This is a genomic window from Methylobacterium symbioticum, from assembly GCF_902141845.1.
Classification (GTDB): domain Bacteria; phylum Pseudomonadota; class Alphaproteobacteria; order Rhizobiales; family Beijerinckiaceae; genus Methylobacterium; species Methylobacterium symbioticum.
Genome location: NZ_CABFPH010000099.1, coordinates 1 through 18,649, shown reverse-complemented (window position 1 = coordinate 18,649; position 18,649 = coordinate 1). Strand labels below are relative to the sequence as shown.

19 protein-coding genes and 1 riboswitch are annotated in these 18,649 nt (G+C 74.7%); of the genes, 6 read left to right on the top strand and 13 right to left on the bottom strand.

Annotation, left to right across the window (positions count from 1 at the left end; genetic code table 11):
- Positions 1 to 24 precede the first annotated feature (24 nt).
- Positions 25 to 1,263 (bottom strand): precorrin-6y C5,15-methyltransferase (decarboxylating) subunit CbiE, encoded by a 1,239-nt coding sequence (gene cbiE, locus MET9862_RS23340; RefSeq protein WP_142585223.1) that lies wholly within the window; start codon positions 1,261 to 1,263, stop codon positions 25 to 27.
- Here cbiE and MET9862_RS23335 point away from each other — a divergent pair.
- Complete coding sequence (locus tag MET9862_RS23335; RefSeq protein WP_142585222.1) at positions 1,262 to 2,005, top strand: cobalt-precorrin-6A reductase; 744 nt, start codon at positions 1,262 to 1,264, stop codon at positions 2,003 to 2,005. The genes cbiE and MET9862_RS23335 overlap by 2 nt on opposite strands.
- Positions 2,006 to 2,262: 257 nt before the next feature.
- Here the strand turns inward: MET9862_RS23335 and cobJ are convergent, their stop codons facing one another.
- The 11 genes from cobJ to MET9862_RS23275 form a co-directional block, all read right to left on the bottom strand.
- A complete protein-coding gene (gene cobJ / locus MET9862_RS23325; protein ID WP_142585221.1) occupies positions 2,263 to 3,024 on the bottom strand; it encodes a precorrin-3B C(17)-methyltransferase in 762 nt (253 codons plus the stop codon).
- Positions 3,021 to 3,803: a precorrin-2 C(20)-methyltransferase gene (locus MET9862_RS23320; RefSeq protein WP_142585220.1), complete on the bottom strand. Its 783-nt coding sequence runs from the start codon at positions 3,801 to 3,803 to the stop codon at positions 3,021 to 3,023. Before MET9862_RS23320 ends, cobJ begins: the two co-directional genes overlap by 4 nt.
- Positions 3,803 to 4,435, bottom strand: coding sequence for a precorrin-8X methylmutase (locus tag MET9862_RS23315; RefSeq protein WP_142585219.1), 633 nt, complete (start codon positions 4,433 to 4,435; stop codon positions 3,803 to 3,805). Before MET9862_RS23315 ends, MET9862_RS23320 begins: the two co-directional genes overlap by 1 nt.
- Positions 4,432 to 5,763 carry a precorrin-3B synthase gene (cobG, locus tag MET9862_RS23310; protein WP_142585218.1) on the bottom strand — a complete coding sequence of 444 codons (1,332 nt, stop codon included), beginning with the start codon at positions 5,761 to 5,763 and terminating at the stop codon, positions 4,432 to 4,434. Before cobG ends, MET9862_RS23315 begins: the two co-directional genes overlap by 4 nt.
- Positions 5,760 to 9,242, bottom strand: coding sequence for a cobaltochelatase subunit CobN (cobN, locus tag MET9862_RS23305; RefSeq protein ID WP_142585217.1), 3,483 nt, complete (start codon positions 9,240 to 9,242; stop codon positions 5,760 to 5,762). The genes cobG and cobN overlap by 4 nt, the downstream gene beginning before the upstream one ends.
- Before the next feature lie 32 nt (positions 9,243 to 9,274).
- Positions 9,275 to 10,309: a cobalamin biosynthesis protein CobW gene (gene cobW / locus MET9862_RS23300; protein ID WP_142585216.1), complete on the bottom strand. Its 1,035-nt coding sequence runs from the start codon at positions 10,307 to 10,309 to the stop codon at positions 9,275 to 9,277.
- A 12-nt stretch (positions 10,310 to 10,321) separates the two neighbouring features.
- A complete protein-coding gene (locus MET9862_RS23295) occupies positions 10,322 to 10,714 on the bottom strand; it encodes a DUF1636 family protein (protein ID WP_142585215.1) in 393 nt (130 codons plus the stop codon).
- Complete coding sequence (locus MET9862_RS23290; protein ID WP_142585214.1) at positions 10,707 to 11,471, bottom strand: CbtA family protein; 765 nt, start codon at positions 11,469 to 11,471, stop codon at positions 10,707 to 10,709. The genes MET9862_RS23295 and MET9862_RS23290 overlap by 8 nt, the downstream gene beginning before the upstream one ends.
- Before the next feature lie 21 nt (positions 11,472 to 11,492).
- Positions 11,493 to 11,669, bottom strand: coding sequence for a CbtB domain-containing protein (locus MET9862_RS23285; RefSeq protein WP_142585213.1), 177 nt, complete (start codon positions 11,667 to 11,669; stop codon positions 11,493 to 11,495).
- Positions 11,670 to 11,706: 37 nt separating this feature from the next.
- Positions 11,707 to 11,895: riboswitch (cobalamin riboswitch) on the bottom strand.
- Between the two features lie 37 nt (positions 11,896 to 11,932).
- Positions 11,933 to 12,388, bottom strand: a complete 456-nt coding sequence (locus MET9862_RS23280) for an anthrone oxygenase family protein (RefSeq protein ID WP_142585212.1) — start codon at positions 12,386 to 12,388, stop codon at positions 11,933 to 11,935.
- A 2-nt stretch (positions 12,389 to 12,390) separates the two neighbouring features.
- Entirely contained in the window at positions 12,391 to 12,864 is a 474-nt protein-coding gene (locus MET9862_RS23275; RefSeq protein WP_142585211.1) for a MarR family winged helix-turn-helix transcriptional regulator, read from the bottom strand.
- 78 nt (positions 12,865 to 12,942) lie between these two features.
- Here MET9862_RS23275 and cobU point away from each other — a divergent pair, with 78 nt between their 5' ends.
- From cobU to MET9862_RS23255, 4 genes are all read left to right on the top strand, one after another.
- Positions 12,943 to 13,464, top strand: a complete 522-nt coding sequence (cobU, locus tag MET9862_RS23270) for a bifunctional adenosylcobinamide kinase/adenosylcobinamide-phosphate guanylyltransferase (RefSeq protein ID WP_185156975.1) — start codon at positions 12,943 to 12,945, stop codon at positions 13,462 to 13,464.
- Positions 13,461 to 14,075, top strand: a complete 615-nt coding sequence (cobO, locus tag MET9862_RS23265; RefSeq protein WP_142585210.1) for a cob(I)yrinic acid a,c-diamide adenosyltransferase — start codon at positions 13,461 to 13,463, stop codon at positions 14,073 to 14,075. The genes cobU and cobO overlap by 4 nt, the downstream gene beginning before the upstream one ends.
- A gap of 13 nt (positions 14,076 to 14,088) precedes the next feature.
- The gene (locus MET9862_RS23260; RefSeq protein WP_185156974.1) at positions 14,089 to 15,549 is read left to right on the top strand and encodes a cobyric acid synthase; all 1,461 of its coding nucleotides are present in this window, start codon (positions 14,089 to 14,091) and stop codon (positions 15,547 to 15,549) included.
- A 69-nt stretch (positions 15,550 to 15,618) separates the two neighbouring features.
- Positions 15,619 to 16,962, top strand: coding sequence for an MFS transporter (locus tag MET9862_RS23255; protein WP_142585209.1), 1,344 nt, complete (start codon positions 15,619 to 15,621; stop codon positions 16,960 to 16,962).
- A gap of 4 nt (positions 16,963 to 16,966) precedes the next feature.
- Here the strand turns inward: MET9862_RS23255 and cbiB are convergent, their stop codons facing one another.
- On the bottom strand, positions 16,967 to 17,962 hold the full coding sequence (cbiB, locus tag MET9862_RS23250) for an adenosylcobinamide-phosphate synthase CbiB (RefSeq protein WP_142585208.1): 996 nt from the start codon (positions 17,960 to 17,962) through the stop codon (positions 16,967 to 16,969).
- On the opposite strand from cbiB, the gene MET9862_RS23245 reads away from it, so the two are divergent.
- The coding region (locus MET9862_RS23245; RefSeq protein ID WP_142585207.1) for an aminotransferase class I/II-fold pyridoxal phosphate-dependent enzyme at positions 17,939 to 18,649 on the top strand (711 nt) is incomplete at its 3' end. The genes cbiB and MET9862_RS23245 overlap by 24 nt on opposite strands.

Sequence of the window (18,649 nt, the reverse complement as noted above, 5' to 3'; positions counted from 1 at the left end):
GGAAGCCGACGCCTGCGACGATCCTCACGGGCGGGTCCAGGCCCATTGGGTGACCGGCATCGCCGCCCGCCAGCCATGCATCCCGCCGACCGGGTCGGCCCGCGCCACCGAGAGCCGGCGGAGGCTGCCACCCCGCGCGGAGAAGGCGGCGAGCAGGGCGGCCTCGCCCTCCAGCGTCACCGCATTGGCGACGCAGCGCCCGCCGGGGCCGAGCGCGTCGCAGGCCGCCGCGATCACGCCCGGCTCCGAGACGCCGCCGCCGATGAAGACCGCGTCCGGTGCCGGCAATCCGGCGAGGGCGGCGGGCGCCGTGCCCCCGACGACGGCGAGGCCCGGCACGCCGAGCGCCTGCGCGTTGCGGCTGATCCGCGCGGCGCGCTCGGGCCTCGCCTCGACCGCTACCGCCCGCATGGCGGGGTGGCGCAGCATCCACTCGATGGAGATCGAGCCGGAGCCGCCGCCGATATCCCACAGCACGTCGCCCCGGCAGGGGCTGAGCGCGGCCAGCGTCACCGCGCGGATCTCGGCCTTGGTGAGCTGCCCGTCGCTCTCGAACAGGGCGTCGGGCAGGCCGGGGGCGAGCGTCAGGATCCGCGCCCCGGGCCCTCCGGCGACTGCGACGGCGAGCGTGTTGAGCGGGTCGATCCCGTCGAGGTCGAACCGGTCGGCCACGGCCTCGCGGATTCGCTCGCGCGGGCCGCCCATGGCTTCGAGCACGGTCAGGCGCGAGGCGCCGAAGCCGCGCTCCGTGAGGAGCCGCGCCACCTGTCCCGGCGTGGTGCCGTCCCAGGACAGGACGAGCGCCTGCGCGCCCGGCTGCAGATGGGGCAGGATCAGCGGCAGCGCCCGCCCGTGCAGGGTCAGGCACGTACAGTCCGGCAGCGACCAACCGAGGCGGGCACAGGCAAGGCTGAAGGCCGAGGGCTGCGGGTAGGCGCGGAACTCGGCGCGCGGCACCAGCCGGGCGATCTCGGCGCCGATGCCGTAGTGGAACGGGTCGCCCGTGGCGAGGATGCAGGTCGGCCGCCCGCGCCGGGCCAGGATGTCGGGATAGGCTTCGTGGATCGGGCTCGGCCAGGCCCGCGTCTCGGCGGCGAGCGGCGCGGCGAGCGCGATGTGGCGGCGCCCGCCCCAGACCACCTCCGCGGCATCGAGCGCCGCGGCCGCGGCCGGGCTCAGGCCCGCGCGCCCGTCCTCGCCGATGCCGACGATCGACAGCCAGGGGCTCGACGGGGGCTCAAGGGAGGGCGAGAAGGCGGCCATGCGCATCCTCATCCTCGGCGGTACCGGCGAGGCGGCCGAACTCGCCCGCGCCATCAGCCGCGATCCTGATCTCGACGCCACCCTCTCGCTCGCCGGCCGCACGGCCGCGCCGCAGCCGCAGGCGCTTCCCGTCCGCATCGGCGGGGTCGGGGGCGCCGAGGGCTTGGCCGCCCATCTCCGGGCCGCGCGGATCGACCGGCTGATCGACGCCACGCACCCGTTCGCGGCGCGGATTTCCGCCAACGCCGCGACGGCGGCCGAGGCCGCCCGCGTGCCGCTGCTGGCGATCCGCCGGCCGGCCTGGACGCGCGAATTCGGCGATACCTGGACCGAGGTCGGCAGCGTCGCCGAGGCCGCCGAGGCTCTGGGCGAGGCCCCGCGCACGGTCTTCGTCACGGTTGGCCGCAACGAGGTCGCGGCCTTCGCGGCAGCGCCGCAGCACCGCTACCTCGTGCGCACGATCGAGCCGGTGGACGGCGCCCTGGCGGTTCCGCATCTCGTCGAGATCCGGGCGCGCGGGCCCTACGACGCGGCCGCGGAGGAGGGCCTCATGGCCCGGCACGGCGTGGATGTGCTGGTGAGCAAGAATGCCGGGGGCGCGGCCACCGCCGGCAAGATCGCCGCTGCGCGCCGCCTCGGCCTGCCGGTGGTGATGGTGCGCCGGCCCGAGAAGCCCGCGGTCGAATCGGTGACGGACGCCGCCGGGGCGCTCCGCTGGCTCGGGATCAGGGCTTCTGGCTGAGCGCTTCGAGGTCCGCGCATCCCCCTCTCCCCGCGTGCGGGGAGAGGCCTGTCTGCACCTTGTCGTGCAGACAGGAAGCGCAGGCGGAGCCGGAGCGGCGGTGAGGGGGCGGCTCAGGAGGAGGCTCGTCCGGAATCGCCCCCTCACCGTCGACTGCCGCCTCGCCACGCTCCCCGACGAGGGGGAGACGTGGCCCTCTCCCCGCACGCGGGGAGAGGGGAGGCCATGGTTTCCGAAGAGACCATCCGGAAACGATCTCATCGCGCGGCCACGCTCCGCGCCGTGTAGACGAAGGGATGCTGCCCCACGCCGCGGGGGATCAGCCGCGTGGTCGAGGCGCCGATCAGCACGAGGGTCGCCATGTCGGCCGGGGCTTCGCGGGCCTCGGCCAGCGTCATCACCCGGATCGCCTCGTCCGGCCGGCGGACCGCGCGGGCGAAGGCCACCGGCGTCTCGGCCGCCCGGATCCCGGCCGCGATCTCCAGCGCCGCCCCGAGCTGCCAGGGCCGCGCCTTCGAAATGGGATTGTAGAGCGCCACCACGAGGTCGGCCCGCAGCACGGCCTCCAGCCGCGCGGTGACGACCTCCCAGGGCTTCAGGTTGTCGGAGAGCGAGAGCGCGCAGAAATCGCCGCCGAGCGGCGCGCCGAGGCGGGCGGCGGCGGCGAGCATCGCGGTGATGCCGGGCTCTACCGTGATCGCGAGCTGCCGCCAAGCCGGGTCGCCGTGATCCACCGCCTCGAACACGGCTGCGGCCATGGCGAAGACGCCGGGATCGCCGCCGGAGACCACCGCCACGTGGCGGCCCGAGGCGGCGAGTTCCAGCGCGTGGCGGGCCCGGTCGATCTCGACGCGGTTGTCGCTGGCATGGCGCACGAGGCCGGGCCGCTCCGGCACGCGGGCGACGTAGGGGATGTAGCCGATCAGGTCCTGCGCCCGGTCGAGGGCGGCGCGGGCGGAATCCGTCAGCAGGTCCGGGTCGCCGGGGCCGAGGCCGACGACCGTCAGGCTGCCCGTCACGGGCGCCGCCCCTGGCCCGGCACCAGCACCATCGAGAAATAGGGTGCCTCGTCGTCCGCCTTCTCGGCGAGCGGCACCACGCGCTCGTCCGCCATGGTGCCGCGCTCCACATAGACCGCGCGCTCCAAGAGGCCCGCCTCGCGCAGGACCGCGCGGACCTTCGGCAGGTGGCGGCCGAGCTTCATCACCACGGCGGCGTCGGTGCCGCGCAGGCGCTCGGCCAGAACGGCGGCGGACAGGGTCGCGGGCAGGACGGTGAGCACGTCGTCACCCCAGGTGATCGGCGTGGCCGCCCGGGTCCAGCAGCCGGACATCCCGGTGACGCCGGGCACCACCTCGACGGGGAAGCGGTCCTTCAGGCGGCGCCAGAGATGCATGAAGGAGCCGTAGAAGAAGGGATCGCCCTCCGACAGGATCGCCACGTCCCGGCCCGCGCCGAGATGGTCGGCCAGCCGCCCCGCCGCGTCGTCGTAGAAGCCGGCCAGCGCCGCCACGTAGGCCGGGTCCTCCGGATGCAGCTCGGTGGTGTAGGGATAGGCGAGCGCCATCTCCCGGGCCGGGTCGCGCACCACCGCGTCGGCGATGGTGCGGGCGTTGCCGCGCCGGCCGCGCTTGCAGAAATGGACGAGGACGGGGGCCCGCTCCAGCACGCGCAGCGCCTTCAGGGTCAGGTAGTCCGGATCGCCCGGGCCCATGCCGACGCCGTAGAGCGTGCCGGTGGTGACCGGGGTCGGGCTCTCGGCCGTCTCAAGGCTCTCCGTCACGAGGCCGGCTTCCATCACTCGACCTCGTTCGCCAGCGCGTTGACGGCCGCCGCCGTCATGGCGCTGCCGCCGCGGCGGCCATGCACCACCACGAAGGGCACGCGGCCGTCGCGCGCCAGCGCCTCCTTCGATTCCGCCGCGCCGACGAAGCCCACGGGGATGCCGATCACCGCGGCCGGCGCGCCCACGCCCTGGTCGAGGAGCTCGAGCAGGCGGAACAGGGCGGTCGGCGCGTTGCCCACCGCGACCACGCTGCCAGGCAGGTGCTCGCGCCAGAGCTCCATGGCCGCGGCCGAGCGGGTGGTGCCCATCTCGGCGGCGAGCGCCGGCACGCGCGGGTCGCCGAGCGTGCAGATCACGTCGTTCCTCGCCGGCAGCCGGGCGCGGGTGACCCCGTCGGCCACCATGCGCACGTCGCAGAGGATCGGCGCGCCGGCCTTCAGCGCCGCCTCGCCCTTGGCGGCGAAATCGTCGGACATCTCCACATCCGCCGGCAGGTCGGTCATGCCGCAGGCGTGGATCATGCGCACCACGACGCGCTCGGCGGCGCCGGACCAGCGCGCGAGATCAGATTCGGCGCGGATCATCGCGAAGGATCGGGCGTAGATCGCGCCCCCGTCGCGCAGGTAGTCGAGGCGCGCGCTCATGGTTTCGTCCTGAACAGGTCTTCGAGGTTGGCCGTTTGCGCCCCTCTTACGCGTTCGAGAGCCGCCTCGATAGTCAGCCATTCGACCGGAGGATCGCCCGCTGCGCCGCCCGGCACGGCCCCGTAGAGGCCGTTCGCGGCGACGAGGGTGAGGGCGCGCCGCCGCGGCTCGGCGCAGCCCTTGGCGCAGCCGGAGAGATGGGCGGTGAGGCCTTGCGCCGCGAAGGGCCGGAAGGCCTCGGCAAGCCGGGCGGCGTCGCGGAGCGTCGGCGTCGAGCCGGAGGCGCAGGCGGGCGCCCCCGGGCAGGCGGCGACCGCGCGCCGGGGATCCTCGGGATCGGTGACGAACGCCGCCGCGAGGCGGGCGCGGGCGGCCTCGGCACGGGCCGGATCGACGGCGAGGACGAAGCCGCGGCTGGGGCTGAGCCGGATCTCGGAGGCGGCGGCCCCGTCGGCCGCATCGGCGAGGCGATCGAGCATATCCGCCGTGCAGCGCCCGAACGGGGCGTCGACGGCGAGGATCGCGAAGGGCTGGCGTTGCCCTCCCCCCTCCATCCCAAGTCGGGCCTGCCCGACTTGGGCAGAGGGATGCGGATCTCGGGCAGGCCCGAGATCCGAGGGGGGAGGGAGGGGATCTCGGGCAGGCCCGAGTTCCGTGGGGGCAGGGAGCGCGGCGCGCTCGGCATCGGTCAGGTCGCGCATCCGGCGCGCGCCGGTCCGGGCGAAGGCCCTCAGAAGGTCGGCGGCCGCATCCGGGATCGCGTCCTCGGGCCACGTACCGAGCCAGACCGGGTCAGCTCCGGTCGCCAGCCCGATCGCGGCCCGGCCGGGCTCGCGCGCCCGGATATGGATGTCGGCCTCGATCCCGGCGAGGTCGCAGGCCCCTCCGGCCTCCACCGCGACCAGGGTCTTGGCCGGCAGCGGCGCCACCGCGCGGCCGAGCGCCTCGATGCGGGCCGCGACGGCGTGGCCGTCGATGAGGGCGCCCGCGTCGAGACCGCAGAGGGGGCTCGTGAGGGTCAGGCGCTGCGGGCCGCCGTCGCCGCGGCTATCGCCGAGGCCGATCGCGGTGAGGGCCTCGGCCAGAGACCCTTGCGTCTCCGGCCGCACGCCGCGGACCTGGAGGTTCGCCCGGGCCGTCACGTCGAGATGGCCGTTGCCGCAGGCGCGCGCGGCCTTGGCGACGGCCCGCATCTGCTCCGGGTTGAGCAAGCCGAGGGGCGGGTGGATGCGGGCGAGGAGGCCGTCCCCGGTCGGCATCGGCCGGGCGAGGCCGGGGCACCAGCCGCGGCGGGTGGGCGCGGCCGGGCGGACGCGGCGCCCGCTCATCCGGCCGCCTCCGCCATCAGGGCGTCGGTCGGCATGGCGTTGCGTCGGGTCTGCCAGAGCCCGCGGGCCCGCAGCTCCTCGAAACGGTCGAGGATGGCGCGGGCGGCGTCCGGGTTCGCCGCGCGCAAGCGCTCGAACACGGCGGCATCGGCGATCCAGGCGCCGTAGAGCCGGTCGAGATCGGCATGGGATACCGCGTCGGTGGTGGCGGCGAGCACGAAGACGGCGTCGATGCCCTGCGCCAGTTCCTGCGCGCCGCGATGACCGTGGGCGAGCTGGGCCGCGATCCAGGCCGGCGCCGAGAGCCGCGCGCGCACCAGCCGGGCCACGTCCTCCCGCGCGCTGCGCGCCTTCGGGCGCTCCGGCTCGGATACGTCGAGGCTGAACAGGGCGGGGTGGGCGCCGAGCGATTCGGCCGCGGCGTGGAAGCCGCCGAGGGCCTCGGCGGCGGCGTCGCCGTCGAGGAGGTCGCGCTCGGCCACGTCGAAGGCATGGAGATAGGCGTCGGCCCGCGCCACGCGCTCCGCGAAGCTCCTCGATGCGCCGGCCGCGTCGCCATAGGCGAAGCCGGTGGCGTCGAGATAGGCCGCGCCGAGGTCCTGGCGCCGCTCCCAGGTCCCGTCGAGGGCGGTCTCGGCCGCGCCGGCGCCGTAGCGGCCGGGCGCGGCGCCGAAGACCCGGGCCGGGTCCTCGCCGCGGCGGCGCGCGGCAGCGAGAGGGTTCTCCTCGTCCGGCTCCTCGCGCAACGCCACGGCGCGGGCGGCCCGGTCGATCAGGGCGAGGGTCTCGGGAAAGGTGTCGCGGAAGGCGCCCGAGATGCGCACCGTCACGTCGATGCGCGGGCGTCCCAGCAGGGCCGGCGGCAGCACCTCGAACCCGGTCACACGGGTCGAGGCGTGGTCCCAGAGCGGGCGCACGCCCATGAGGTGGAGGGCATGGGCCACGTCCTCGCCGCCGGTGCGGAGCGTCGGCGAGGCCCAGAGGTCCATCACGACCCGCTCGGGATAGGTGCCCTCGTCCTGCAGGTAGCGCGTGACCACCGCCTCGGCAGCCTTCGCGCCGAGGGTGGCCGCGGCCCGGGTCGGGATGGCGCGCGGGTCGAGGGTCGTGAGGTTGCGGCCCGTCGGCAGCACGTCGGCCCGGCCGCGAGAGGGCGAGCCGGAGGGGCCCGGTGCGACGAAGCGTCCGTCCAGGGCGGCGATCAGGCTCGCCCGCTCGGCCGCCGCGCTGGCGCGGCGCGCGGGCGGGGCCTCCTCGGGCGCCCGGCCGAAGACGTGGAGTCCGTCGCGGAAGGCGGTCTCGCCGAGGTCGCAGAGATGCGCGTCGAGGGCTGCCAGTGCCTCCGGCATCGGCGTGCCGGGCGCGATGCCGGCCGCGGAGAGGTGGCCCAGCGCCTCGGCCTCGTCGAGGATCGCCCGGGCGATCAGCGCGGCCCGGCGCGGATCGAGGAGGCTGGCGGCGGCATATTCCTCCACCTGCTCGCGCAGGCGCATGGTCTCGGGCTCGCGCCCGCCGCGCTGGATCTCGGGCGTCAGGTGACCGAGCGCGATGCCGCCGAGCCGGCGCTTCAGGGGCGCGGCCTCGCCGGGATCGTCCACGATGAAGGGGTAGATGACGGGGAGCCGGCCGACCGCCAGCGCCGGCCAGCAGGCCGGCGACAGGGCCACCGCCTTGCCCGGCAGCCACTCCGTGGTGCCGTGGGTGCCGAGATGGACCAGCGCGTCGAAGCCGCGCTGCACGCCGAGATGGAAGGCGAGATAGGCGTGGGTCGGCGGCTCGTCGGGGTCGTGATAGCCGGCCTTGCGGTCGCCGGCCCGGCCGCGGTCAGGCTGGAGGAAAACGGTGAGCCCGCCTCTCCCTCCCCCCTCTGCGGGGGAGGGTGCCGAACGGAGTGAGGCGGGAGAGGGGAACCCGGCTTCCGAGGAGGGCTGCGCAGAGGTGAAGGCCTCGGCCCGATCCGGCTGCGTCGCACCCCTCACCCGACCCCTGCTGACGCAGGGGCCACCCTCCCCCGCAGAGGGGGGAGGGGGAGACGCGGGCACGGATCTGAACCGGAAGGCGCCGTCCCGGCAGGCGGGATCGTCCTCCGGCGCACCCCAGCGCTCGGCGAGGGCTGCCTGGGCCTCGGCCGGCAGGCGGGAAAGCCAGTCCCGATAGGCCGCGAGGCTCACCGTGAAGCCCGGCTCGCCCGCGGTGAGCGCCCGCATCAGGTTGGGCCCGTCCGGCAGGTCGCCCAGAGCGTAGCCGGCGGCGGCGAGGTCCGCGGCGATGGCGCGGGCGCTCTCGGGCGTGTCGAGGCCGACCGCGAAGCCGGCCCGGCCGCCGCGGGCGGGATAGTCGGAGAGCACCAGCGCCACCCGTCGCTCGGACCGGCGCAAGTGGGCGAGGCGGATCCAGGCGGCGGCCCGGTCGGCCAGTGCCGCGATGCCGGGGGCGTAGGGCACGGCCCGGCGCTCGGCAAAGCCCGCAACCTCCGGCGCCTCCCCCTTGAAGGAGATCGGGAAGCCCGCGAGCCGCCCGTCGAATTCGGGCAGCGCCACCTGCATGGCGAGGTCGGCGGCGCCGAGACCCCGGGCCGAGGCCTCCCAGGCCTCCCGGGCCGAGCCCACCGTATAGGCCTGCAGGACCGGGCAATCGGCCGCGTCGAGGACGAAGCCAGCATCGTCGCGGGCGGCGAAGGCGGTGGCGGCCACGATCAGATCGGGACGCCGCGCCGCGATCGCGGCGCGCACGGCCTCCGCCGCCTCCGGGTCCTTAAGGCTGGAGACGGCCACCACCAGGGTGCCGATCCCGCGGGCGGCGAGCGCCGCCGTCAGCGCTGCGGCCGGGGCGAGGTCGCCGCCGAGCGCCGCCGAGCGGTAGATCAGGACGAGGGCGTGCGCCGGTCCGGTCGCGGCGCCTGCCGCGAGGGCCTGCTCCAGCGGCACCGGCCCGCAACCGGGACAGCACGGGAAGCCGCGCGGCAGCGGCCGGGGCTCGGCATAGGCGAGGTCGTGGCCGATCTCGGCCGCGAGCCGGCGCAGCATCTGGCGCAGGTTCTCCCGGCCCCCCGCGCGGAAATAGGCGTCGAGGACGGGGGCGAGCTCCGGCGCCGTGGCGTAGGCGGAGAGCCGCGGGTCGGGCCGGTCGTCGCCCGGCAGGACGACGAGGCGCACGCCGTTCGCCCGCGCGGCCTCCGCGCAGCGCTCGATGCCGTAGCGCCAGTAATCGAGCCCGCCGAGGCAGCGGATCACCACCAGCCTCGCCCGCGCGACCACGCTCTCGACGTAGAGGTCGACCGAGAGCGGGTGGCGCAGGCGCGCCAGCCGGGCGAGGCGCAAGGCGGGCAGAGACTCTCCCTCGGCCGCCGCGGCCTCGGCGATGCCGGCGAGGTCGGAATCGGTGAAGGACAGGACGACGATGTCCCCGGGCTCCTGGCCCAGATCCACCGCCGCCTCGCCCTCGTCGAGGGAGACCGTATCGATGCGGACGAGGTGCATGCCGCGAGTCTAAACCCGGGCCCGCTCTTCGCCTAACCGGCGAGCGCGGCGGCGACCGCGTCCCTGTCGAAGCCCTTCAGGCCGATCACCACGAGGGTGCCGTCGCGGGACTCGCCCGCCCGCCAGGGCCGGTCGAAATGATGGCCGACGCGCCGGCCCACCCCCTGCACCACGAGGCGCATCGGCTTGCCCTCGACCTCGGCGAAGCCCTTGATGCGCAGCACGCCCGCCGTCTCGGCGGCCTTCTCGACGCGCGCGGCGAGGTCGGCCGGGCTCGCCGCCGGGCGGACGGCCAGGGCGACCGTCTCGAAGTCGTCGTGGTCGTGGTCCTCGCCGTCGCCGTGGTGGGAGGGGCGGGCGTTGAGGTCGTCCTCGGCCGCCGCGCCGAGGCCGAGCAGCACGCGCGGGTCGATGGCGCCGTTCTCGGTCTCCACCACCTTCACGGCGCGGGGCAGGTGTCCCTCCACCTCGGCGCGCACCCGGGCGCGGGTCTCGGCGTCGATCAGATCGGCCTTGTTCAGCACCACCAGGTCGGCGCAGAGGAGCTGGTCCTCGAACACCTCCTCCAGAGGGTTGTCGTGGTCCACGGCCTGGTCGGCGGCGCGTTGCGCCGCCAGGGCCTCCGGATCCTCGGCGAAGGCGCCCGAGGCGACGGCCGGGCCGTCCACCACCGCCACGACGCCGTCCACGGTGACGCGGCCGCGGATCGCCGGCCACTGGAAGGCCTGGACCAGGGGCTTGGGCAGGGCGAGGCCCGAGGTCTCGATCAGGATGTGCTCCGGCGGCTCGGGCCGCTCCAGCAGTGTGGTCAGCGCCGGCACGAAATCGTCGGCGACCGTACAGCAGATGCAGCCGTTCGGCAGCTCGACGATGGAGTCCTCGGTGCAGCCCTCGACGCCGCAGGCGGCCAGGAACGACTTGTCGAAGCCGACATCGCCGAACTCGTTGACCAGGATGGCCAGGCGGCGGCCGCCGGCATGCTCGACCACGTGGCGCACCAGTGTCGTCTTGCCGGCCCCGAGGAAGCCGGTGACGATGGTGCAGGGGACCTTCTGGACGATGCTCATGGCTTGAGCCTCTCAGCCCGCGCTGGATGCGGGAAACGGGGGGATGCGGGCGACGACGCCCTTGCGGAAGGCCTCCGGCCGCTCGCGCCAGGGCACGAGGCCGTCCGGGGTCGCGGCGTAGCGGCCGAGGCCGTCGAGGATGGTGCGGGCGGAGGACGCAGGGTCGAGGTCGCCGTAGACGTAGGTCCAGCGGTCGGGGCTCGCCACCGCCACCGTGCAGGGGCGCTTGCAGACCGAGAGGCACTCGACCCCCTCGACCCGCAGGGCCGCCGCCGGGTCCGTCTCCGGGCGCCCGGCGATCTCGGCACGCAGGGCGTCCAGCAGGCGCGCCCCGGCGCGGGGCGCGTCGGGAGGATCCTCCGCCGCGCGGCAGGTGGTGCAGACGTAGAGGACGGTCTCAGGCACGCGCCGGCCCGCTTGCCGCCCGCCCGCGTCCGAAGACCTGCCAAGCCCAGCCATAGGCCAGCCCGATCACCGCCCAGAACACGAACCCGACCGCGAGCGAGCGGGCGGCGAACTGGGCCGCGAGGCCGGCCGGCAGCTCGGATTTCGCGGCCGCCACCTCCGGCGCGCCGACGATGTGCGGCGCGACGATCAGGACGAGGCCGCCGACAATGCTGATCGCGGCGCGGCGGATCGCGATGAGGTAGAGCCCCATGGCGGTCGCCGCCGCGGTCATCAGCCACCAGGCCTGCCGGGCGGCGAGCGGCGCCGCCTCGCTGCCCGGCAGTTCCGGCGGCAGCCCGAGGCCGGGCGCCAGCGCCACGCTGAGGAAGCCGGCGATGGCGAAGCTGAGGGCCCGCTCCGGCGTCGGCTCCCGGCCGAGCGCCAGCATCACCGCGCCGAGCAGCAGCGCGTAGCCCACGCCGCCGATCAGCGTCGCGAGGCCGGTGAAGGCCATGCGCGGCAGGCCCTCGCCGGGCTGCCAGGCGTGGGGTGCGTCCGGGGCCGCGCCGTGATCGTGGCCGCCATGGACCAGCTGGAGGTGGGCATGGACGATCGGGAGGGCAGGCGATCGCGTCATGGCCGCCTGCGCGTCAGGGGTCTCGTAGCGCTCGGCTTCGAGGATGAGCGGCGAGGTCAGCGAGAGCTGGAGGCCGGTCGAGACGACGGCCGCGAGGAAGCCGGCGGCGAGCGCCGCCGACAGGAGCCGGCTGATCATGAAGCGGGTGGCTTCAGGCGGTCAGTGGCAGGGGAAGTTCTGGGTGTGGCGGAAGTCGTGCGCCGCGTTGTGCAGCACGGAGGCCGGCGCGAAGCCGGCGCAGAACACGAGGCCGAGGCCGAGGAAGGCCGCGAGCACGATCGCCGAGAGGCGCTCGTTCGTGCGGGTGCCGGACAGGGTCTGGATCGCGGTCGTCATGGCGAAATCTCCGGCCGCCCCACCGGCGGCGTTGCGAGGGTCTTCCCGGTGGACGGCAGGTCTCCTGGCTCGCGGATCCTCGCGCCTGCCGCCTTCCCGGATCGTGCCGGTGGCTGGTGGCAGGAACTCGCCGCTCACAGTTGCGGGGGCAGCCGCGGAGTCGGGTCTCCCCTCACCGCATTCCCTTTTCACCCCCGGAGGGGGCACCGTCCAGGATCGCTCATAGCCTGTCGCGGACGGGCGCACAACGCGTCGTGCGGGCACTATTCGATCTTCCGCGGCTCGGCGCGCTCAGGGAGCGCCCACACGAAAGCCGCGGCGGCGCCGAGCCCGAGGCCGCATCGGACCGCGTGCAGGCGGCCCCAGCGCAGGATCAGGTCGCGGCTGCGCGCGTCCGCCTCCTGCGGCGGGATCGCCATCAGCAGGCGGTTGGTCGGCATGATCGCGAGCAGGGTGTAGGGCCAGTTCAGGAGACTGAGCGCGCTCCCGACCAGCCAGCGCGCATCGCCGGTGCCGCCCCATGCCCCGAGGCCGAGGGCGGTGGCGACCAGGGCGAGCGCGCCCTGCATCCGCGTGGCGCGCCGATAGCTCGGTTGCCATTGCTGGAGGAGCGGCCCGTCGGCCAGCCGGAGGCGGGCCGGCTGCTCCACCAAGCTGACATAGACCGCCGCCCCGGCGAAGGCTGCCGCGGCGAGGAGGGCGAGCTTCCCTGCGATCATCGTCACGTCTCTTCGGTCTCCGGCATCCTGCTCGCGTTCGTGGCCCGGTCTCCCAGGGTGCGCAGGAGGGTGCGGGCCGTGTCGAGCGTGCCGGGATCGAGACCCCGGCCGATCGCTGCCGCCCAAGGGGCTTGGCGCGCGCTCGCCGCCGCGAAGGCCGAGCGTCCGGCCTCGGTCAGGGTGACGAGCCGCGCGCGCCGATGGTGCGGATTCTCGGCAAGCTCCACGAGCCCGAGCCTCAGGAGGTCGTTGACGGTGCGTTGCACGCCCTGTCGGGTCTGCCCCATCTCGCGGGCGATGCGGGCAACCGTCGGGGGCTCCGCCGCCAGGGTCGCTGCGCCCAGGACCTGCCAGCGGGCACTCGTGAGGCCGATCTCTCCCACGAGACGGTCGCCGGCGGCGAGAAGCGCTCCGTTCGCCCGGAAGATCTCCAGGATCAGCGCGGTGGTCGCCCGGATGGCTGAGTCGTCTGACATGGCAACAGATTGCTAAAATGACAATCTGTTGTCAATTCTATCTTTGACCGGAGCGACGGCGCAGGGCAAAGGAGGCCCATGCTTCAGCCCGGATCCCGGATGACCCTGGTGCTCGGCGGCGCGCGCTCGGGCAAGAGCGCCTATGCCGAGGCGCTGGTCGAGGCCGCGCCCGCACCCTGGACCTATTGCGCCACCGCCCAGGCCTTCGACGCGGAGATGGTCGAGCGCATCGCGCACCACCGGGCGCGGCGCTCGGGCGGCTGGATCACGCAGGACGTGCCGATGGCGCTGCCCGAGGCGGTCGCTGCCGCGGCGGGGCCAGTCCTCGTCGATTGCCTGACCCTCTGGCTCACCAACCTGATCCTGGCCGAGGCGGATGTGGAGGCGGCCTCCGAGGCCCTGCGCGCAGCCTGCCGCGCGGCGCCGGGGCCGGTGGTGCTCGTCGGCAACGAGGTCGGCCTCGGCATCGTGCCGGAGAACGCGCTCGCCCGGCGCTTCCGCGACGCGGCGGGGCGCCTGCACCAGCAGCTCGCGCAGGATTGCGACCGCGTCGTCTTCATGGTGGCGGGGCTGCCCATGATCGTGAAAGGACAGGCATGACCGAGGAGTCCGGCGACGAGGCCGCGCGCCACCGCGACAAGATGGCCAAGCGCAAGGCGGTGCAGGACGCCGAGGTCGCGGCCAAGACGATCGAGAAGGGCCTGCTCATCGTCCATACCGGCCCGGGCAAGGGCAAGACGACGGCGGCGCTCGGCCTGATGCTGCGGGCGCTGGGGCGCGGCTGGCGCGTCGCCTGCGTGCAATTCATCAAGGGCGGCTGGGACACGGGCGAACGCCGCGCCGTCGAGGTGTTCGGTCCTCAGGCCTCCTGGCACACGCTCGGCGAGGGCTTCACCTGGGAGACGCAGGACAAGGCGCGCGACATCGCCGCCTGCCGCCACGCCTGGAAACGGGCGGAGGCCCTGATGGCCGATCCCGGGATCCGCCTGATCGTCCTCGACGAGCTGAACATCGCGCTCCGCTACGACTATCTCGACCTCGAGGCGGTGGTGGCCACGCTGCGGGCGCGCCGGCCGGACCTCCACGTCGTCGTCACCGGGCGCAACGCCAAGCCGGCGCTGATCGAGGCCGCCGACCTCGTCACCGAGATGGGCAGCGTGAAGCACCACTTCGCCGCCGGCGTGAAGGCCCAGGAGGGGATCGAGTTCTGATGGGCGCCCGCGCATGACCCGCGCCCTGATGATCCAGGGCACCGGATCGGATGTCGGCAAGTCGCTGATCGTCGCGGGCCTCGCCCGGCTCTTCGCGAGCCGCGGCCTCAGGGTGCGCCCGTTCAAGCCGCAGAACATGTCGAACAACGCCGCCGTCACCGCCGATGGCGGCGAGATCGGCCGCGCCCAGGCGCTCCAGGCGCGGGCGGCGGGGGTCGCCCCCTCGGTCCACATGAACCCGGTGCTCCTGAAACCGCAGAGCGAGGTCGGCGCCCAGGTCGTGGTGCAGGGCCGCATGCTCGCCACCGTGAAGGCGCGCGACTACCAGGCCTGGAAGCCGCGGCTGATGCAATCCGTGCTCGACAGCTTCGCGCGGCTGCGCTCCGAGGCCGATCTCGTCCTGGTCGAGGGCGCGGGCTCGGCCTCCGAGGTGAATCTGCGCGCCGGCGACATCGCGAATATGGGCTTTGCCCGCGCCAGCGGCACGCCGGTGGTGCTCGTCGGCGACATCGATCGCGGCGGCGTCATCGCGAGCCTCGTCGGCACGAAGGCCGTGATCGATCCGGAGGATGCCGCGATGGTCCGCGGCTTCCTCGTCAACCGCTTCCGCGGCGATCCGAGCCTGTTCGCGGAGGGCATGGGCCGCATCGCGGAGGCCACCGGCTGGCCGGCGCTGGGCCTGATCCCGCACTTGGCCGAAGCCGCCCGCCTTCCGGCGGAGGACGTGCTGGGCCTGGCCGGCTCCGCTCCGGGCGGCTCCAGCGGCCGCGTGCGGGTCGCCGTGCCGGTGCTGCCGCGCATCGCCAATTTCGACGACCTCGACCCGCTCCGGGCCGAGCCCGGCATCGAGGTGGTGCTGGTGCGCTCCGGCGAGGCGATCCCGGGAGACGCCGCGCTGGTCCTGCTGCCGGGCTCGAAGACCACGATTCCCGATCTGGCGGCGCTCCGCGCGGAGGGCTGGGACATCGACATCCGCGCCCATCTGCGCCGCGGCGGCCGGGTGCTCGGCCTGTGCGGCGGCTACCAGATGCTGGGGCGGACCCTCTCCGACCCGCACGGGATCGAGGGCGCGCCCGGAACCGTGCCGGGGCTCGGCCTCCTCGACGTCGAGACCGTGATGACGCCGGAGAAGCGTCTGGTCGCCGTCACCGGCACCAGCCTCGCCGACGGCCTGCCGTTCACCGGCTACGAGATGCATATCGGCGAGACCGTGGGGCCCGATGCCGGCCGGCCGCTGCTGCGGCTCGCCGACGGCCGCCTCGACGGGGCGGTCTCAGCCGACGGGCGGGTCTGCGGCACCTATCTGCACGGGCTCTTCGCCGACGACGGCCAGCGCGCCGCCTGGCTCGCCCGGCTCGGCGCGGCCTCGGACGGGGCCTCCTACGAGGCCGGCGTCGACGCGGCGCTCGACGCGCTGGCGCGACACCTTGAGATCCATGTCGACTGCGACAGGCTGCTGGCGCTGGCGCGCTAGCGCGCATTCGCCCTAACTCGGATCTCCACGCCCCCGCATGAAGGGGCGGGAGCCGGAAGGAGGAGCCCGATGACGCCACCCCCGCCTCAGGTCGACGCACGCCTCGCGCACGACACCGTCCGCACGGTGACCCTGCGGCTGATGCCGCTCCTCGGGCTGATGTACCTCATCGCCTATATCGACCGGCAGAACATTTCTTACGCCAAGCTCCAGATGGTCGGCGATCTGGGCTTGAGCGAGAGCGTCTACGGACTCGGCGCGTCGCTGTTCTTCCTCGGCTACTTCCTGTTCGAGGTGCCCGCCAACGTGATCCTGGAGCGGGTCGGCGCGCGGCGCTGGTTCGCCCGCATCATGTTCACCTGGGGCCTGATCACGGTGCTGCTGGGCTTCACGCAGAACACGGCGATGTTCTACGTGCTGCGCTTCCTGCTCGGCGTGGCCGAGGCAGGCTTCTTTCCGGGGGTGCTGTTCGCGCTCACCCTGTGGTTCCCGCAATCGCACCGGGCCCGGATGATCGGCTGGTTCATGATCGCGAGCGCCTTCGCCAACGCGGTGGGCGCGGCGATCGGCGGCGCCCTGCTCGACCTCGACGGGCTCTTCGGCCTGAAAGGCTGGCAATGGGTCTTCGTGGCGACCGGGCTGCCGGCCCTGATCCTCACGGTCGTGGTGCTGCGCATCCTGCCGGACGGCCCGGAGCGGGCGCCCTGGCTGACGGCCGAGGGCAAGGCGTGGCTCGCCCGGCAGCTCGCCCACGAGCGCGAGAGCGGGGGCCAGGTGGAGCACCACAACCCCTTCGCCGCGCTGCTCGACCGGCGCGTCTGGATGCTCGCCTCGGTCTACGTCGCCTTCCCGCTCGCGGCCTATGGCTTGAGCTACTGGCTGCCCACCGTGGTGAAGAGCTTCGGCGCCTCGAACACAGCCAACGGCTTCATCAACATCATCCCCTGGATCGTCACCGCGCTCGCCCTGTGGTGGGTGCCCCGCCGCGCCGCGCGCACGGGCGACCAGATCTGGCACGTGGTGGTGCCGGGGCTCGTCGCGGCTCTGGCGCTGGTGCTCAGCGTCGTGCTGCCGGGCGCGGCGGTGAAGTTCGCCTGCCTCTGCGTCGCGGCGGCCGGGGTGTTCTCGGCCCAGCCCGTATTCTGGTCCCTGCCGCCGACCTTCCTGAAGGGAGCGAGCGCGGCGGCCGGCATCGCGGCGATCAACTCGGTGGGCAATCTCGGCGGCTTCGTCGCGCAGAACGCGGTGCCCTTCATCCGCGACCAGACGGGCAGCAATCTCGCGCCGATGTACTTCCTCGCCGCCGCCCTGGCGCTCGGGGCCTGCCTGATGTTCGTCGTCCTCACCGCGCTCCGCCGCGACGCCGCCCGCCGCGCCACCCCGGCGGAGCCGGTCCTCCCGCGCACGGCCTGAGCCGTCAGAGCAGGAGGCCCAGCGCCGCCGCGCCCGCGGCGAGGCCCCAGAGCAGGGCGCAGGCCGTGCGGTGGAGCGCGAGCGCCCGCTCGATACCGGTGGGGCCCGCCTCGGGCCGACCGCCGCCCATCCAGGCATCCTCGCCCGCGTGCCCGCCATAGACCCGGGGGCCCGCAAGGGCGAGGCCGAGCGCCCCGGCCATGGCGGCCTCCGGCCAGCCGGCATTGGGCGAGCGATGCTTTCGCGCGTCGCGACGGATCGCGGCCAGCGCGCGGCGGGGCGCGTGCGCGCCGTGGAAGGCCGCCGCCGCCACGATCAGCCCGGCGGTGAGCCGCGAGGCCGGCAGGTTCACGACGTCGTCGAGGCGTGCCGCCGCCCAGCCGAAGGCCTCGTGGCGCGGCGTGCGGTGGCCGATCATGCTGTCGGCGGTGTTGACCGCCTTGTAGAGCGCGCCGCTGGGCAGGCCGCCGATCCCGATCCAGACGGCCGGTGCGACGATGCCGTCGGAGAAATTCTCGGCGAGGCTCTCGATGGCGGCGCGGCAGACGGCCGCCTCGTCGAGGGTCGCGGGGTCGCGGCCGACGATCATCGAGACCGCCCGGCGCCCCCCCTCCAGGCCCTCGTCGCGCAAGGCCGCGGCGACCCGGGCGACGTGGTCGTGCAGGCTCCTCTGCGCCGGCAGGCTGGCGCAGAGGAGGGCGAGCGGGACGAGCCCGGCCAGGGGGCCCGCCAGTCCGGCGAGCGCCGTCAGCGTCAGCGCCGCGGCCCCGACCACGGCGAGGAGGACGAGCACCGCCAGCACGCCGCCGGCGCGGCGCCGGGCGAAGGAGCCCCGGTTCAGCGCCGCGTCGAGGGCCGCGATCAGCCGGCCGATCCAGGTGACAGGGTGGCCGAGCGCCCTGTAGAGCGCGTCCGGATAGCCGGCGGCCGCCTCGATCGCGAGGGCGAGGGCGAGGACGGCGAATGTCAGGGGCGGATGAGCGAGCGCAAGCCAGGACATCTGTTCGGCATTTCCGAGGCCGCGCCGGTCCAGGCCGCGCCCGTGGCGCATGGCGGCGACCTCGATGCCGCGCGCGCGCTGTTCCCGGACGCGCCCGAGCCCTGGATCGACCTCTCGACGGGGATCAATCCGGTTCCCTATCCCTGGCCGGCCCCGGACGCCAGCCTGTGGCAGCGCCTGCCCGCATCCGCCGACGAGCGGGCCCTGCGCGCCGCGGCGGCGGCGGCCTACGGCGTTGCCGATCCGGCCCGCGTGGTGGCCGCCCCCGGCACGCAGATCCTCATCGAGACCCTGCCGCGGCTCGTGGCCCCGACCGATGTCGCCGTGGTCGGTCCGACCTATGCCGAGCACGCGGCCGCCTGGGCGCGCGGCGGCCACGCGGTGCACGCCGTGGCCGGCCTCGCCGAGGCCGCCGGGGCGAGGGTCGCCGTCGTCGTCAACCCGAACAACCCGGACGGGCGCGTCCACGCGGCCGGCGATCTCCTCGCGCTGGCGCGGGAGAATGCCGGGCGGGGAGGCCTCCTCGTGGTGGACGAGGCCTTCTGCGACCTGGAGCCGGCCGAGAGTCTCGGGGGCCATCTCGTGCCGGGGCTCGTGGTGCTGCGCTCCTTCGGCAAGACCTACGGGCTCGCCGGCCTCCGCCTCGGCTTCGCGCTGGCGCTGCCGGAGGCGGCGCGGGCCATCGCC

Excerpts from the sequence above, each read along its gene's own strand:
- MET9862_RS23335 (WP_142585222.1), top strand. The coding sequence starts at position 1,262 with ATGCGCATCCTCATCCTCGGCGGTACCGGCGAGGCGGCCGAACTCGCC.
- cbiE (WP_142585223.1), bottom strand. The coding sequence starts at position 1,263 with ATGGCCGCCTTCTCGCCCTCCCTTGAGCCCCCGTCGAGCCCCTGGCTG.
- MET9862_RS23320 (WP_142585220.1), bottom strand. The coding sequence starts at position 3,803 with ATGGAAGCCGGCCTCGTGACGGAGAGCCTTGAGACGGCCGAGAGCCCG.
- MET9862_RS23315 (WP_142585219.1), bottom strand. The coding sequence starts at position 4,435 with ATGAGCGCGCGCCTCGACTACCTGCGCGACGGGGGCGCGATCTACGCC.
- cobG (WP_142585218.1), bottom strand. The coding sequence starts at position 5,763 with ATGAGCGGGCGCCGCGTCCGCCCGGCCGCGCCCACCCGCCGCGGCTGG.
- cobN (WP_142585217.1), bottom strand. The coding sequence starts at position 9,242 with ATGCACCTCGTCCGCATCGATACGGTCTCCCTCGACGAGGGCGAGGCG.
- cobW (WP_142585216.1), bottom strand. The coding sequence starts at position 10,309 with ATGAGCATCGTCCAGAAGGTCCCCTGCACCATCGTCACCGGCTTCCTC.
- MET9862_RS23290 (WP_142585214.1), bottom strand. The coding sequence starts at position 11,471 with ATGATCAGCCGGCTCCTGTCGGCGGCGCTCGCCGCCGGCTTCCTCGCG.
- MET9862_RS23285 (WP_142585213.1), bottom strand. The coding sequence starts at position 11,669 with ATGACGACCGCGATCCAGACCCTGTCCGGCACCCGCACGAACGAGCGC.
- MET9862_RS23280 (WP_142585212.1), bottom strand. The coding sequence starts at position 12,388 with ATGATCGCAGGGAAGCTCGCCCTCCTCGCCGCGGCAGCCTTCGCCGGG.
- MET9862_RS23275 (WP_142585211.1), bottom strand. The coding sequence starts at position 12,864 with ATGTCAGACGACTCAGCCATCCGGGCGACCACCGCGCTGATCCTGGAG.
- cobU (WP_185156975.1), top strand. The coding sequence starts at position 12,943 with ATGCTTCAGCCCGGATCCCGGATGACCCTGGTGCTCGGCGGCGCGCGC.
- cobO (WP_142585210.1), top strand. The coding sequence starts at position 13,461 with ATGACCGAGGAGTCCGGCGACGAGGCCGCGCGCCACCGCGACAAGATG.
- MET9862_RS23260 (WP_185156974.1), top strand. The coding sequence starts at position 14,089 with ATGACCCGCGCCCTGATGATCCAGGGCACCGGATCGGATGTCGGCAAG.
- MET9862_RS23255 (WP_142585209.1), top strand. The coding sequence starts at position 15,619 with ATGACGCCACCCCCGCCTCAGGTCGACGCACGCCTCGCGCACGACACC.
- cbiB (WP_142585208.1), bottom strand. The coding sequence starts at position 17,962 with ATGTCCTGGCTTGCGCTCGCTCATCCGCCCCTGACATTCGCCGTCCTC.